This window comes from Cryobacterium sp. Hb1 (assembly GCF_004403585.1).
In the GTDB taxonomy this organism is placed as follows: Bacteria; Actinomycetota; Actinomycetes; order Actinomycetales; family Microbacteriaceae; genus Cryobacterium; species Cryobacterium lyxosi.
Genome location: NZ_SOHI01000008.1, coordinates 256,687 through 271,117, shown reverse-complemented (window position 1 = coordinate 271,117; position 14,431 = coordinate 256,687). Strand labels below are relative to the sequence as shown.

General features: G+C 63.2%; 13 protein-coding genes. 4 read left to right on the top strand and 9 right to left on the bottom strand.

What is annotated here, in order from left to right; genetic code table 11:
- Positions 1–352 precede the first annotated feature (352 nt).
- The gene (locus E3T38_RS03125; RefSeq protein WP_134546108.1) at positions 353–2,218 is read left to right on the top strand and encodes an ABC transporter ATP-binding protein; all 1,866 of its coding nucleotides are present in this window, start codon (positions 353–355) and stop codon (positions 2,216–2,218) included.
- Positions 2,215–4,032 carry an ABC transporter ATP-binding protein gene (locus E3T38_RS03120; protein ID WP_134546106.1) on the top strand — a complete coding sequence of 606 codons (1,818 nt, stop codon included), beginning with the start codon at positions 2,215–2,217 and terminating at the stop codon, positions 4,030–4,032. The genes E3T38_RS03125 and E3T38_RS03120 overlap by 4 nt, the downstream gene beginning before the upstream one ends.
- A gap of 178 nt (positions 4,033–4,210) precedes the next feature.
- Here the strand turns inward: E3T38_RS03120 and E3T38_RS03115 are convergent, their stop codons facing one another.
- The 4 genes from E3T38_RS03115 to E3T38_RS03100 form a co-directional block, all read right to left on the bottom strand.
- Positions 4,211–4,519 carry a hypothetical protein gene (locus E3T38_RS03115; protein WP_134546105.1) on the bottom strand — a complete coding sequence of 103 codons (309 nt, stop codon included), beginning with the start codon at positions 4,517–4,519 and terminating at the stop codon, positions 4,211–4,213.
- Positions 4,520–4,804: 285 nt separating this feature from the next.
- Complete coding sequence (locus tag E3T38_RS03110; RefSeq protein WP_134546103.1) at positions 4,805–5,269, bottom strand: MarR family winged helix-turn-helix transcriptional regulator; 465 nt, start codon at positions 5,267–5,269, stop codon at positions 4,805–4,807.
- Positions 5,266–6,051, bottom strand: a complete 786-nt coding sequence (locus E3T38_RS03105; RefSeq protein ID WP_134546101.1) for an alpha/beta fold hydrolase — start codon at positions 6,049–6,051, stop codon at positions 5,266–5,268. The genes E3T38_RS03110 and E3T38_RS03105 overlap by 4 nt, the downstream gene beginning before the upstream one ends.
- A 72-nt stretch (positions 6,052–6,123) precedes the next feature.
- The gene (locus tag E3T38_RS03100; protein WP_134546099.1) at positions 6,124–6,495 is read right to left on the bottom strand and encodes a cupin domain-containing protein; all 372 of its coding nucleotides are present in this window, start codon (positions 6,493–6,495) and stop codon (positions 6,124–6,126) included.
- Between the two features lie 145 nt (positions 6,496–6,640).
- On the opposite strand from E3T38_RS03100, the gene E3T38_RS03095 reads away from it, so the two are divergent.
- Positions 6,641–8,269 carry a DUF4389 domain-containing protein gene (locus E3T38_RS03095; RefSeq protein WP_134546097.1) on the top strand — a complete coding sequence of 543 codons (1,629 nt, stop codon included), beginning with the start codon at positions 6,641–6,643 and terminating at the stop codon, positions 8,267–8,269.
- Positions 8,270–8,314: 45 nt separating this feature from the next.
- On the opposite strand, the gene E3T38_RS03090 is transcribed toward E3T38_RS03095, so the two are convergent.
- From E3T38_RS03090 to E3T38_RS03080, 3 genes are all read right to left on the bottom strand, one after another.
- Entirely contained in the window at positions 8,315–9,217 is a 903-nt protein-coding gene (locus E3T38_RS03090) for a sugar ABC transporter permease (RefSeq protein ID WP_369831177.1), read from the bottom strand.
- Positions 9,214–10,827, bottom strand: coding sequence for an ABC transporter permease subunit (locus tag E3T38_RS03085; protein ID WP_134546095.1), 1,614 nt, complete (start codon positions 10,825–10,827; stop codon positions 9,214–9,216). The genes E3T38_RS03090 and E3T38_RS03085 overlap by 4 nt, the downstream gene beginning before the upstream one ends.
- A 92-nt stretch (positions 10,828–10,919) precedes the next feature.
- Positions 10,920–12,155 (bottom strand): maltose ABC transporter substrate-binding protein, encoded by a 1,236-nt coding sequence (locus E3T38_RS03080; RefSeq protein ID WP_134546094.1) that lies wholly within the window; start codon positions 12,153–12,155, stop codon positions 10,920–10,922.
- A gap of 250 nt (positions 12,156–12,405) precedes the next feature.
- Between E3T38_RS03080 and E3T38_RS03075 the strand changes: the two genes are divergently transcribed.
- The gene (locus E3T38_RS03075; protein ID WP_134546092.1) at positions 12,406–13,422 is read left to right on the top strand and encodes a LacI family DNA-binding transcriptional regulator; all 1,017 of its coding nucleotides are present in this window, start codon (positions 12,406–12,408) and stop codon (positions 13,420–13,422) included.
- Between the two features lie 48 nt (positions 13,423–13,470).
- Here the strand turns inward: E3T38_RS03075 and E3T38_RS03070 are convergent, their stop codons facing one another.
- Positions 13,471–13,830 carry an MGMT family protein gene (locus E3T38_RS03070; RefSeq protein WP_134546090.1) on the bottom strand — a complete coding sequence of 120 codons (360 nt, stop codon included), beginning with the start codon at positions 13,828–13,830 and terminating at the stop codon, positions 13,471–13,473.
- Between the two features lie 18 nt (positions 13,831–13,848).
- Entirely contained in the window at positions 13,849–14,301 is a 453-nt protein-coding gene (locus tag E3T38_RS03065) for a GNAT family N-acetyltransferase (RefSeq protein WP_134546088.1), read from the bottom strand.
- Positions 14,302–14,431 lie beyond the last annotated feature (130 nt).

Sequence of the window (14,431 nt, the reverse complement as noted above, 5' to 3'; positions counted from 1 at the left end):
ACATTCTTGAGGCGCCCAGGAGGCAGACATGACAAAGACAGCACCGATCACGCTCGCAACGGCTGCGAACCACGGCGCTTCCTTTGGCGTTTCTTTCCCTGCCCGCCTCACCACCCGCGCCGACGCCGTGGTGACCTGCGCCGGCTAGTTTCATCGGCTCATCAGGGCAGGCACTCAGCATGTGTGCCCGTGAGCCAATTCAGCCGCGCCTTATCGCCGCGCGTGGCACCTCACCACTGCGGTACGTTCTCGTTGGCACTGCCAGCCCATTTTCGGCACGCTATCGGCGACCAGAATCATCCCCTGCCCGGCGCAACCCGAGGCGCGGCCGCACCACAATCAGGACTGGACCATGACCACCACCGCATCGAAGGCACCACCACCGCCGCCCACCAATGACGCCCCAGTACGCAGCAACACCTTTCGCAGCCTGCAACGGCTCTACCCCTATGCCAAACCGGCCCTGCCGCGCATCTACTGCGGCATGGTCGCGGCGCTTCTCGCCGGTCTCGTGGCCCTGGTCATACCGCAGGTGCTGGCCTGGCTCGTCGACGGCCCGCTCAGCGCGGTAGGGAACGGCGACAGCGCCGTACAAATCTGGCCAGCCGTGTGGATGGTTCTCGGACTCGGTGTGCTCGAGGCGATCATGATCGCCCTGCGCCGCTGGTTCGTACTCACCCCGGGCACTCACATCGAGGCGCGCATGCGCAACCACCTCTATGCCCGGCTGCAGGACCTGCCGGTGAGCTTTCACGACCGCTGGCCGAGCGGGCAGCTGCTCTCGCGCGCCGTGAGCGACCTCAACCTCATTCGCCGCTGGGTGTCGTTCGGGCTCGTGCTGCTCGTGGTCAACTTCCTGACAATCGTTGTCGGCGTCGTCATTCTGCTCTGGATGCATTGGCTTCTCGGCGTGATTTTCGTGGTCTGCTCGATTCCGATCTGGATCTACGGCTACGTCTTCGAGGAGAAGTACTCCGTGATCGCCCGGCGCAGCCAGGACCAGGCCGGTGACCTCGCAACTGCCGTCGAAGAGTCCGTGCACGGAATTCGCGTGCTCAAAGCGTTCGGCCGCGGGTCGTTCGCGCTGAAGAACTTCGCCTCGCAGGCGGAAAGCCTGCGCGGCACCGAGATTGAGAAGGCCCGCGCCATTGCGGGCATCTGGCTCTGGTTGCTGCTCGTGCCCGACGTTGCATTCGCGTTCTGCCTCGTGGTCGGCGTCTGGCTCACCAGTCAGGACGACCTGAGCAGCGGCGAGCTGCTGGCCTTCTTCGCCACCGCCACCGTGCTGCGGTTTCCCGTGGAATCGATCGGGTTCCTGCTCTCGATGACCTTCGACGCGCGCACTGCGACCGACCGCTTCTTCGACATTCTCGACACCCCGAACGAGATCACCGACCCGAAGGAACCGGCCACCGTGGCGGCACCGCTCGGCCGGCTCGCGTTCGATAACGTGCACTTTCGCTACCCGGACTCGCCCGAGCGCTTTCCTGACCTGCTCAACGGCATCGACCTCGTTCTCGAGCCGGGGGAGACCATGGCGCTCGTCGGCCTCACTGGAAGCGGCAAGTCCACACTCACGGCCCTCACCACCCGGCTGTATGACGTGACTGCGGGCGCCGTGACGCTCGACGGTGTCGACGTGCGGGCGCTGCGCCGCGAGGAACTGCGCAGCCACCTCGCAATGGCATTCGAGGATGCCACCTTGTTCTCGGCATCCGTTCGTGACAACGTTCTACTCGGTCGCGCCGACCTGGCCGACAGCAGCCCCGAAGCGGATGCCGCACTCGCGCAGGCCCTACAGATCGCGCAGGCCGATTTCGTGCACGACTTGCCCCTCGGCGTCGACACCCTCGTCGGCGAAGAGGGAATGAGCCTGTCCGGCGGGCAGCGGCAGCGTCTGGCACTTGCCCGCGCGGTCGCGGCGCGGCCATCCGTTCTCATTCTCGACGATCCGCTGTCGGCGCTCGATGTGAACACCGAATCGCTCGTGGAGAACGCGCTGCGAGAGGTGCTCGTCGACACCACCGCGCTCATCGTGGCGCACCGACCGTCAACGGTCATGCTCGCCGACCGCGTGGCGCTGCTCGAAGACGGCCGCATCACCGCCGTCGGAACGCACTCCGAGCTACTGCGCACCAGCGCGCACTACACCTTCGTCATCTCCAGCCTCGAAGACGAAGAACGCAGAGAATCGAACCGAGCGGAGGAAAAGCTGTGACCGCCAATGGGAGTGTCCGCGGCGTCAGCGGTGAAGAACGCCACGACTTCACCAAGGCCGAAAGCAAGCAGATTCGCGCACGTTCGCTGCGCCTGCTCGGTTCATTGCTGTTGCCGGTGCGCGGCAAGGTCGTGCTCGCCATGCTCGTGGTCGTCGTCTCAACCGCAGCCCAGGTCGCCGGCCCCGCGCTCATAGCCTTCGGCATCGACCGCGGGCTACCCGCCTTGCTCAAGCAAAACTGGGTGCCGCTTGCCGCGACCGGCGCGATCTACCTGGTCGCCGGGGTGCTCGGCGCGCTGCTCATCGCCTGGTACACCGTGTTGAGCGCCCGGGTAAGCCAGGGCGTCCTGATCGACCTACGCAAGCGGGTATTTTTGCACACGCAGAAACTCAGCCTCGAATTTCACGAGTCGTATACCTCCGGCCGCATCATCTCGCGCCAGACCAGTGACCTCGATGCCATTCGCGAACTGCTTGATTCCGGCATCAACCAGCTGGTACAGGGCATCCTCTATATGTCGTTCACCGCGATCGCCCTGGTGCTGCTCGACGGCACCAGCGGACTCGTGCTCCTCGGTGCACTGCTGCCGCTCGTCATTCTCACCCGCTGGTTCCAAGTGCGCTCGCAGAGCCTGTTCCGGCAGTCGCGGGTCGCATCGGCAAGCCTGATCGTGCGATTCGTCGAGACGATGACCGGTATTCGTGCCGTGAAGGCTTTTCGCACCGAAAAGCACAACGAGACGGTGTTCGGCAAGCTCGTCGAAAGCTACCGCATGGTCAACGCGCGCGTCATCCAGCTGTTCGGGGTCTTCGACCCGGGGCTCGTTCTCATCGGCAACGTCACTGTCGCTGCCGTGCTGCTCGTTGGTGGTTTTCGAGTCGCTGACGGCCAGCTGGCCATCGGAGCACTGCTCGCGACGTTGCTCTACACTCGCCGATTCTTCGACCCGATGGAGGAGATGGCGATGTTCTACAACTCCTACCAGTCGGCCGCTGCGGCGCTCGAGAAGATCTCAGGCGTGCTCGAGGAGCGCCCCGGCGTACCCGATCCAGTCGCCCCGGTGGACCTCTGGGAGGCTCGCGGTCGGGTGCGGTTCGACAACGTGCGGTTCGCGTATCAGGCGGATCGGGAGATCCTGCCGCACTTCGACCTCGACATTCCAGCCGGGCAGACCATCGCTTTGGTCGGGTCGACCGGAGCCGGTAAATCGACGCTCGCCAAGCTGATGAGCCGGTTCTACGACCCGACGGATGGCCGGGTTCGGCTCGACGACATAGACCTGCGCGACCTGCATCCCAAAGACCTGCGGCGCGCGATCGTCATGGTCACCCAGGAGGCCTACTTGTTCAGCGGTTCGGTCGCTGAGAACATCGCAATCGGCAAACCGGATGCCTCGGCTCAGCAAATTCGCGCTGCCGCGGCTGCCGTCGGTGCTCACGAATTCATCGAGAATCTACCGAATGGCTATGACACCGATGTGAACAAGCGTGGCGGCCGCGTGTCAGCCGGACAACGTCAGTTGATCTCGTTTGCGCGCGCTTTTCTCGCCAACCCGGCGGTGCTCATCCTCGATGAGGCTACATCGTCGCTCGATATTCCGAGCGAACGGCTCGTGCAGGAGGCGTTGCAAACCCTGCTCGCTGATCGCACGGCCGTGATCATCGCCCACCGCTTGTCGACGGTCGCGATCGCCGACCGGGTGCTCGTGATGGAACACGGTCGCATCGTGGAGGACGGAACCCCGAATGACCTCATCTCGGGAACCGGCCGTTTCGCGACCATGCACGCCGCCTGGCGCGAGTCCCTCGTCTAGCCGCTCCAGGGAGACGGCGAGCATCTTCGTCGCTCCCGGAAACGGACCATTCTCAGACCACGACGGTCGTGCACATGACCCGGTTGCGGGTTGTCCCCGGCGAGCTGTTTGAAACCGCTGTTTCGTGACCCGCAGGTGTGCTCAGCGCTAACGGCAGGTGAACCGAGCGGGTGGACGTCTAGTCTTCGTAGTCGCCGTGCGGGTTGCGCGGGTTGTGCGGGTTCGGGCCGTCCCCACAGTGTTGGTCGAGTACGTTGAGACCGCTATTTCGTGATTGACGACTGTCGGCGGTGCCAGCCGCAGGCGGGGCCGACGTCAGAAGGTCGGGCTTCAGGGTCGTGTGCATGAGCGGGTTCTTGCTGGGCAGGTAGATCAGAGTCTGTTCGGGGTTGATCTCGATCGGGGGTTTTAGCCAATACCGGCTGCCCTGGAGCAGTATCTTCCAATGCCGGTTGTGCAGCAGCGGGTGATGCAGAGCGCAGAGCAAGATGGCGTGATCGATGTTGGAGAGTCCTTGATGCGCCCAACCGCTGGGTTTGGTTGGCGTCCGATTGCAACTTGTTCGGTCTGGCTGTGGCGCGCTCGTGGGCCTGCAGGTCATAACACGGTGACAGATATTGCATGCAACATGAACGGATCCGGTTCTCTAATTCGGAGGCGTCGCTCGCCGCCTCGAACGGTCGGAGCGTACGCCGCTGCGGCACGGGCGCCGGAACGACCAACGGCTCGAGCGCCACGCACGCAAGGGGAACCCTCCGCGGGACAGCGCACCTCAACTTGCCGCAGATGTTGTCGAGCGGCGGTCCACCGCGATTCCGGCCGGGCGGCCAGAGACGAACTTACGAAGTAACGTGTTGACGCTCTCAATCTCAACAGCAGTCATCGATTGCTCGATGAAGCTATGAAGTACGGCTTCGACGCCCCGAATACTGACTTCCTTCTCGCGACCGGTATCCGTCAGGCAGAGGATCACTCGGCGCCGGTCGTCGAGCGCTGGTATCCGCTCGAGCAGGCTCGCGGTCACCAGACCATCCACCAGACGGCTAGGGCTGCCGGTTTCACAAACAAGCAACACTCCGAGGTCGACCAAGGAAAGAGGACCGTGATCGGCCACCACCCGAATCACCTCAGCTTGGGATGGTGATACACCGAGGGGGCGAAGCAGATCGAGAAGGATTCGGTTGCCTTCACGTTGGGCTGCGAGAACGAGATATCGCAGCTCTTCGGATGCATTCATGATGCGCTGAATTCGGCCGAATCGCCCACCCGGTGCACGCTGTCGACGAAGGTGCGGATGGCGTTCGAATACAGGGTGGGATGAGTGAAGCGGAACATGTGACCCGTTTGGGGCAACACGATCTCCGACGAGTCGCGAATGCCGTCAAGCAGTTGGCGCGCAGCTTCCGCGCCGACCAGTCGGTCATCTGCTGGCGTCAGCACGAGCGTTGGTACATCAACTCGTGCCAGGTCGTTGATCATATCAAAGCGGGTGATGGACGTCACTCGCGCTGTGTAGCTCGATCGCGGAGTGTTCTGCACAAAGAGGCCTCGGTAGTCGTCTTGAGTGTGCGGTACTTCGGCCTCGGCGTCGAAGTGTGAAGCGAGCTGGAAGGCGTGAAACCGGAGCGTGCCGTGTCGGTAGACGGCGCCCTTGGCGAACCTCGAGAGTTTGGCGGCGACGCCCTTCCATCTCGGGAGCGGGTTTGCGGCGAAGCCTCCGGAAAGCACGAGTCCCACAAGGCCCGCCGGCTGCCGGGCGGCGAGGGCAAGGCTAATGACGGCGCCGAACGAATCTCCGACCAGAATGTACGACGTGAGACCGTGAACCTGTTCAGCCAGGGCAGTCGCGTAACTTTCAACGTCAGCAACGTCCTCTGGCAGTCGCATTGTGCGCGCTGGTAGACCAACGAGACCGGGGAGCGCGGCTAAGTCCCACGGCGCACCCGAAAAGCACGGCACGCACACGATTGTCGGGAGAACTGTCTCACCGCATCTAGATGATGCATCATTGAATGACATGTTATCAATGTAGCGCACAGCGACAGCCGGACAGCCGGATAGCCAATGGCTTCTCAAGTCGAGTCGGTTAGCTCAATCGGGCACGGGACTGAGAGGACCAACGGGACCGAGGGGCTCGGGGGCGCCGGGGGCGAGTGGAGCCGGGGCAGGTTCCTTGAGTTCCACGAAAATGGTGTGCGTGGCCGTTTCTCCGATGTTCGCACCGGAATGCTCCTGGGCCGGGAGCCACCGAGCCACGCCCTCCGGCAGCTCGAGGTCGACGGATCGACCGCCGGTAGTCAGCCGCCGGGTGAAGGCCGTGAGGGTGAACATGACGCTGTCCGGGTGCCGATGCGGCGTTGTTGCGTCGCCTGGCCGGTCGAGGTACTCGAGCACCCGCACCCGCTCGTTTTCAAAGATCACCCGATAGAACTGCGGGTTGGTAACGACCGGATCGCTCTGCATGTCAGCACGGTAGCACCGCGCCGAAGGCCTGCACAGCAAACCACAGTCGGGTCTTTGGTCACTGGTCAGGCGTGCGGAGGTGGGGCATGCTGGACTCGGGCGTTCATTCCCTGGGCATAAACGTTTTCAGAAAGGCTGCCAGACGATGAGTAACCTGAATTCACCTACCCGACCCGCGCTGCCCCCTTCCGATTCAGCGCCCACAACTCCCGGTCGCGTACGGTCAGGGACACGACCGGGTGCGATCATCATGCTCGTTCTGGGCACGGTGCTGGGCCTGGTCGGTGCTGGCATGCTGTCCGGGGGAACGGCGCTCGCCGTCGCCACGGCGGCCCAGGGAAATGATGGATACTTCACGTCACAGGCCGAGACCTTCACGACCGATTCGTCCGCGATCACATCGCCGAATTTTGACATTGGCAGAGACTTCAATGTGCCGACCGTAGTCGGATTCGACCTCGCCACGCTGCGCCTGCAAGCCAGCAATGTCGCGACCGACCGGGACGTGTTCATCGGCATTGCGCCACGCGCCGACGTGGATGCGTACCTCGCTGACGTGAACCACAGCGAGCTGCGTGACGTGCAGACGTCACCGTTTCGGGTCGATTACCTCGACGTTCCCGGCACCCAAACGCCCCCCGCTCCCGCCGACCAGACTTTCTGGACCGAATCTGCAGCGGGCTCGGGACCTCAGGAGATCATCTGGAAACCCGCCGCGGGCGACTGGTCGGTCGTGGTGATGAATGCCGACGCCAGGCCCGGAATCGCGGTGAACCTCGCAGCCGGCGTCCACACCGATCTGCTGGGGCCGATCAGCATGGGGCTCATCCTGGGCGGTGGCATCCTTTTTCTGCTCGGTGTTCTTCTCGTCGTGTTCGGTGCCATCGGCCTCGGGAGAAGGCTCACGCCGACGCCGGGCGCGCCCGGTGCTTTCGGTGAGGCTGGCGCGCCAGTGCAGCCGCCCGCCTTCGGCCGAGTGAATGCGACAGGCCCGGTCACCCCGCAGCGGGTCGCCCGGGCGGCGACCGCGCTGCAGGCATCCGTTCTGGGCGCTTCTGACTCGGTCAAACCCGTGTATCCGTCAGCACTGACCGGGGACCTCGACCCTGTGCTGTCCCGTGGCCTGTGGCTGATCAAATGGCTGTTGGCCGTTCCGCACTTCGTACTGCTCGCCGGCCTGTGGTTCGCGTTCCTGGTCACGACGGTGGTGGCGGCGTTTGCGATTCTGTTCACCGGTCGCTACCCGCGTTCGATCTTTCATTTCAACGTGGGCGTGCTGCGGTGGAGCTGGCGCGTGTTGTTCTACGCCTATTCAGCCCTCGGTACCGACCGATACCCGCCATTCACCCTCGCGCGCACCGACTACCCCGCCGACTTCGACGTCGAGTACCCCGAGCGACTGTCGCGCGGCCTCGTGCTCGTGAAGAGTTGGCTGCTCGCCATTCCGCACTTGGTGTTGCTCACGGTACTCGTCGGCGGCGGGGCGGCCGGGGCCTACCCCTGGCGAGGCGACGGCGGCGCGGGTGCTGGCGGAACCGACGGGGTGTCGCTCCTCGGCATTCTCGTCGTGGTCGCCGGGGCGATCCTGCTGTTCACCGGCCGGTATCAGCGGCCGCTGTTCGACGTCATCATGGGGGTCAATCGCTGGGTGTTTCGCGTCGTGACGTATACGGCGCTGCTGCGCGATGAATACCCGCCGTTCCGACTGGATCAGGGCCCGACCGAGCCTGCCACCGAAACCGCCGCTAAAACGCCCGCTGGGTCGACGCTGTAGACAGTGCCGGGCTGATCGACTTGCCGCGGTCGGGCCAGCCGTTCGCTATTTGTCCGACCCCGCCGTGAGGCCGCCCACGATGTACTTCTGCAGGTAGAGGAACAACGCCATCACCGGCAGGGCGGCCAGCACTGCCCCGGCCGAAAAGGCACTCCAGTCGGCGTAGTTCGGGTTGGACACCAGCCGGTACAGCCCAACGGCGAGGGTCTGCTTGTCCGGGTCGATCAGCAGCACGCTGGCGACCACGAAATCGTTCGTCGTCGCGATGAACGAGAGTAGCCCCACCACGGCCAGAATCGGGGCGACGAGTCGCAGAATGATCGTGAAAAAGATACGAGCGTGACTGGCCCCGTCGATCTTGGCGGCCTCATCGATCGATGCGGGAATGGTGTTGAAGAACCCGTACATGAGGTACGTGTTCACGCTGAGAGCTCCGCCCAGGTACACCATGATCAGCCCGATCTGCGTGTTCAGGCCGATTGCCGGGAAGAGATCACTGATCGTGCTCATCACCAGAAAGATCGCAACGACGGCGAGCAGCTGCGGAAACATCTGCACGAGGACGAGGGTGAGCAGCCCAACGCGGCGACCGGTGAAGCGCATGCGCGAAAAAGAATATGCCGCGAGGGCACCGAGGAACACGGTGAGGATCGCCGTCGTCGCGGCGATGACGATGGTGTTGCCGAACCACAATGCAAAGGGGGCTTCGGGCGTGCTGAGAATGCGAGCGTAGGCATCGAAGCCGATGCGCGAGAACAACTGGTTCGATCCGGTGAGGGTGCCTTGCGGATTGAGCGACGCCGACAGCACGTACAGCAGCGGAAAGCCGGAGAACACGACCATGACGATGCCCACCAAGTGACGCCAGCCGGTGCGAGCAAACCAGCGCCGAAGTGTGAACGGACGTTTGAGCGGGATTACCCGCGTGGCCCCGTCGACAGACATCATCGGTTCAACTCCTCGAGTGCCTTGGTCTTGCGGAACGCGACCACGGAGATGACCGCAACCAGAATGAAGATGATGATCGAAAATGCGCTGGCGAGTCCGTAATCGCGCGCTTGACCGGTGAACGCGACCTTGTACACCATCGAGATCAGGATGTCGGTGGCCCCGACGTTCACATCGGCCGCGGCATCGCGCGGCCCGCCGCCGGTAAGCATGTAAATGAGATTGAAATTGTTGAAGTTGAAGGCGAATGATGCGATGAGCAGGGGGGCAACGGAGACGAGGAGCAGTGGCAACTTGATCAGCCGGAACACCGCCCAAGGCTTGGCGCCGTCGACCGTGGCCGCTTCTTCCAGCTCTGCCGGAATGGATTGCAGTGCTCCGGTGCAGACCAGGAACATGTACGGGAAGCCAAGCCACAGATTCACCACGAGAACGCTGATCTTGGCCAACCACGCATTGGTCAGCCATGGAATCTCAGCGCCGCCGAGTAGAACCTGGTTGACAAAGCCGAAGCTTTCGCTGAGCATTCCAGCCCAGACCAGCGCGGACAGGAACGCGGGAAAAGCGTACGGCAAGATCATGGCGACACGATAAAACTTACGGCCCTTCATGCGCATGTCGTTGAATACGATCGCGAGGAAAAGCCCGAGGAAGAACGTGGTCGCGACCGACAGCGTGGCGAAGGTGATGGTCCACAGGGTCACGCTGATCAGCGGGGTACGGATGCCTTCCTCGGTGAACGCGCGGGCGAAGTTGTCGAATCCCACGTTGATGCGCCAGCCCGGCAGCATCTCCTCGCCAGTTGCGGAAACAAACGCGCCGTCACCGGCGTCGGTGAAGATGGTGCCGGTTTTGGCATCCGTCATCGTGTCGGCCTGCTCGTCGTAGACGAGGGAGGAGAGATACAGGTACGCGCTACTCCCGTCGTTGGTGCGCAGGGCGCCGTCGTTCGGATCGTCGGAGAACGGCACGGCCAGGGCCGTGATTTCGGCGGTGCGCGACAGGATGTCCTGAAAGCTGAGGGTCGTGTAGCCGGTGAGGCCGACGCCCTCGCCGCCGTCGATGGTGGCGTTGTTGACGGGGGACAGTGGGCTGTCGGTCGAACCGAGGCTGACCTCATCGTTGGGGTCGGTGACCAGAAAGCTCAGGGTGCCGAATTGGTCGAGCACCGTCACCGCGTAGGTGGGGGAGTCGGGCACACGCTCCTGGGCGCTGCTCATCAGCGCCGAGATGGCCTGCGCCTTGTCGCTGTTGTGCCCGGTGCTGTAGTTGGTGAAGCCGATGTAGGCCGTGTAACCGACCACGAAGATTTGGAACACGTCAAGAAAGATGACGCCGGGGGTGAGGTATTTGGCCGGTAGCTTGCCGGGCGTGAAATAGATCCAGTTGACGACCAGAGTGACCGCGGCGACGAGCCCGAAAATGATCCACTGCTGCTGAAGGAACAGGATGAACAACCCGTAGAGGGCGATCGCGTCTACGATGCCGAGGAGCGTGATTTTGATCAGGATGGTTTTGAGGCCACCGGACGCCGCCTCGGCGATCATCGCGGCGCGTTGGTGACGCTTCGACGGTTTCGTTGTGCTGGCATCGGTGTCATCGGTGCGCATAGTTCTGCTTTCAAACGGTGAACGGGTATCTGGCTTGTGGCCGCCGGACGGGCGGCCACAAGCCATTGGGGTAGCGCGAGAACGTACGCTTTCTAGCCGATGGCGCCCTGCACGTCGGCGGCCAGTTTCTGCCATGTGACGGTCGGATCTTCACCGTTGATGACGGCGGCCTGGGCGATTCCCCAGAACTGCCAGACCTGGCCCATGGCAGGGATGGCGGGCATCGGCACGGCTTGAGCGCCTACGGCAGCGAAGCCGGCAACCACGGGATCGCTCGAGGCAGCTTCAACGGATGCCTTCAGCGCGGGAAGCACCTGTCCTGACTCGAACAATGCGGTCTGTACTTCTTCGGTAGCCATGTAGTTGACCAGAAAGTCGTTGGCGGCGACCTTGTTCGCGCTCTGCTCGCTGATGAAGAACCCCTTGACGCCGGCGAAGGGAGCCGCAGTACCCGTTGACGGAGCGGCGATCGGGTCGACGGCGAGGTTGATGCCGGCCTCGAGCGCAGCGCCGACGTTCCACGGTCCAGTCAGCCAGAAGGCCGCGTCGCCGGAAGTGAACGCGGTCTTGGCGATGTCACCGGTGATCTCGGTGTTGAACACCCCGGTGCCGTTTTTGCCTTGGCTGGCGAGCCAGCTCGCGAACGCCTCGCCGCCGGCATTGCCGATCTCGAGCTTTGTGGCGTCGTAACCGCCGGAAGCGTTGGTGCCGAAGACCGGAGCGCCGAAGGAGGTTTCGAATGGGTACAGGTGGTACGGGTTACCGTCAACACCCTGCTCGACGAGGAACGGGTAGGTCACCCCGGCGGCCGTGCCCTTGGCGATCATGTCCTCGTAGGAGCTGGCCGCCTCGGAGACGAGGTCCGCGTTGCGCAACAGGGCGAGATTCTCGACGGCATAGGGCAGCTCGTACACCTGGCCGTCGTAGGTGGACGCTGTGATGGCGACGGGGAGAAAATCGTCGGCCTTGTCGCCGAGTTCGATCGGGCTCACGACCCCATTGGTGACCAGTTCGCCAAGCCAGTCGTGGGCGCCCATGGTGATGTCGGGACCCTTTCCAGTGGGTACCTGCTGAATGAAGTCGTCCTTGAGAGTGGCGTTGTCTTTCGAAACGAGATCGACCTCGACACCGGTTTTTTCGGTGTAAGCGGCCGCGGCGGGTTTCAGGGCCTCGAGTCGTTCGGCGTCAACCCACACGGTCAAAGTGCTGGTAGACGAGTTGTCACTGTTGGTGTTATCGGACGACGCGGGGGAGCATCCGGCCAGGGCCAGAGATGCGACGACCGCGAGAGCGCCGACTCGGAGCAGGTTCTTGGTATTCACCGTCATTGGTGTGGAGCCTTTCGCAAAATAGTGCCTGCAGCGGTGCAGACCGGCTATGACCGGCTCGTTTTGCAAGCGATTGCACAACGAGCCTGCACTGAGGTTAGTCCAACATCGCGACAATTAGGTCACAAAATGACAACAAACTAACCGTCACTCGAATCGGGGCGAATCATATTGCAATCGCTTGCAGTGTCTGAAAAATGTGTAACATATCAACTGCGCCACCAACGAGGGCGGCACGTTTGAGGACTTCATGATCAATATTGCAGACGTCGCGCGTCACGCCGGAGTATCCACGGCCACCGTGTCACGGGCGCTCAGCGGCGGTCATCACGTCTCGCCAGCCACTCGCCTGCGTGTCGAGGCATCCGCTACGCACCTGGGGTATGTCGTGTCGTCGAACGCGTCCAGCCTGGCGTCCGGGCGCATGAAGAATATCGGCGTGGTCGTGCCGTTTTTGAATCATTGGTTTTTCGCGAGTGTCGTCGAAGGCGCCCAACAAGCGCTGCAACGCCACGGGTACGACCTCACTCTCTACAACCTCACCGGCGGACTCGAAGCTCGCCGCAGCGTCTTCGAACACTTTCTGCTGCGTCAGCGAGTGGATGCTGTCATCGCGGTTTCGCTCGAGCTCACCGAAAACGAGGTGGCCCGGTTGCACGCTTTAAACAAGCCCCTCGTCGGCGTCGGCGGTCCGCTGGCCGGCGTGCGCACGCTCACCGTCGACGATCTCGCCGTCGCCCGTCTCGCGACGGAGCACCTCATTGCACTCGGCCATACCCGCATCGCGCACATCGGTGGTGACAAGGCATTCGATCTGGACTTCAACCTGCCGACCAACCGGCGCTTCGGCTACGAGGCCGCCCTCGTGGCAGCGGGAATTGAGGCGCGCCGCGATGATTTTCGTCCGGCCGATTTCACCACTGCCGGGGGCTATCAGGCGGCCAAGCAGTTGCTCGGGCGGCCGCACGAACGCCCGACGGCCATCTTTGCCGCCTCCGACGAAATGGCCATCGGCAGTATTCTGGCCGCGCGCGACCTTGGGCTCGTCGTGCCTCGGGACGTGTCGGTGATCGGTGTCGACGACCATGAACTGGCGACTTTTTTCGGGCTCAGCACCGTGGCACAGTTTCCGCAACAGCAGGGCGAGAAGGCTGTTGAGGTGCTCATGGAAGAACTCCGACCGCACCCGGAGTCGCGCACTGGGCTCAATGTCAACATGCCGTTCGAACTCATCGTGCGGGGCAGCACGGCTCGTCCAGCGGTGTAACCTGCACCACGGTTTTACCCCCGCCGAAGCTGTTCGGCGGGCTTGGGCCTAGTCCACTGCGCTCTGGTATTTCGTGCGCGGCGCCCAGCGGGCAGCGGCGTAGTCGACGCGGTAGACGGCATCCGTTGTCGCCTTATCCTTGACCACGCAAAGCAGCGGCGTGTGCTCGGCCTCGTAGTGCGGCAGCGCCTGGGCCTCGTGCCCGATCGGCGGATGCCCGCCGGCGCGAATCACCCGCCACCACGCCACGTCTGAGCCGTAGCGAGCCATGACTTGGCCGACAGCCCGGGCGGCCCGGGAGCCGAGCTCCGCCGCCACTGCACCATACGTCATCACACGACCCGCCGGGATGGACTCAACCACACCGAGCACCCGCGAGACGAAGTCATCGGGCTCCGGCGTGGTCATGCGCAGACTGAACGCGGCTCAGAGCTTCAGCGAACCGATGACCTCACCGTACTGGGTCTCGCCGACGTCGACGAAGCCCAGACGGTGAAAGAAGGCCTCCGGGCCGTCGGTGCCGGGCTCCCAGATGACGTTGACGTGATCGAAACCACGATCGCGGGCTTCAGCGGCCAGCGCCTCGGCGGCGAATTTGCCAACGCCCTGACCCTGGGTCTCAGCGTTGACGTTGATGCGCCAGATGCAGGCGCGAAACTCTTCGTGCTCGGAGTTAGGGTCGAAGTTGCCATGGATGAACCCCGCGACGACGCCGCCGAGAAGTACCACGCGCTGCCACGATGTGGCTGGGTTGATCACCGAAGCGGCAACGGAATACGAGACCGGTGCAATGAATTGCTCCTGGCCCGGCTTCAGGCTCAGGTTGTTGGCCGCAACGATGTTGCGTGCGGATAGTTCTTCCAGCGTCAGCTCACCCATGTGATCAGGCTAACGTGCGCCCGGGGTCGCCGGTAGTCGATCGAAGCTTCGGTACCCGCAATTCACTCGCAAATTTATCTCGATGTCAAGATAGTTGTGATTTTCTAGTAAGCTCGTCGATGGTCGTGAC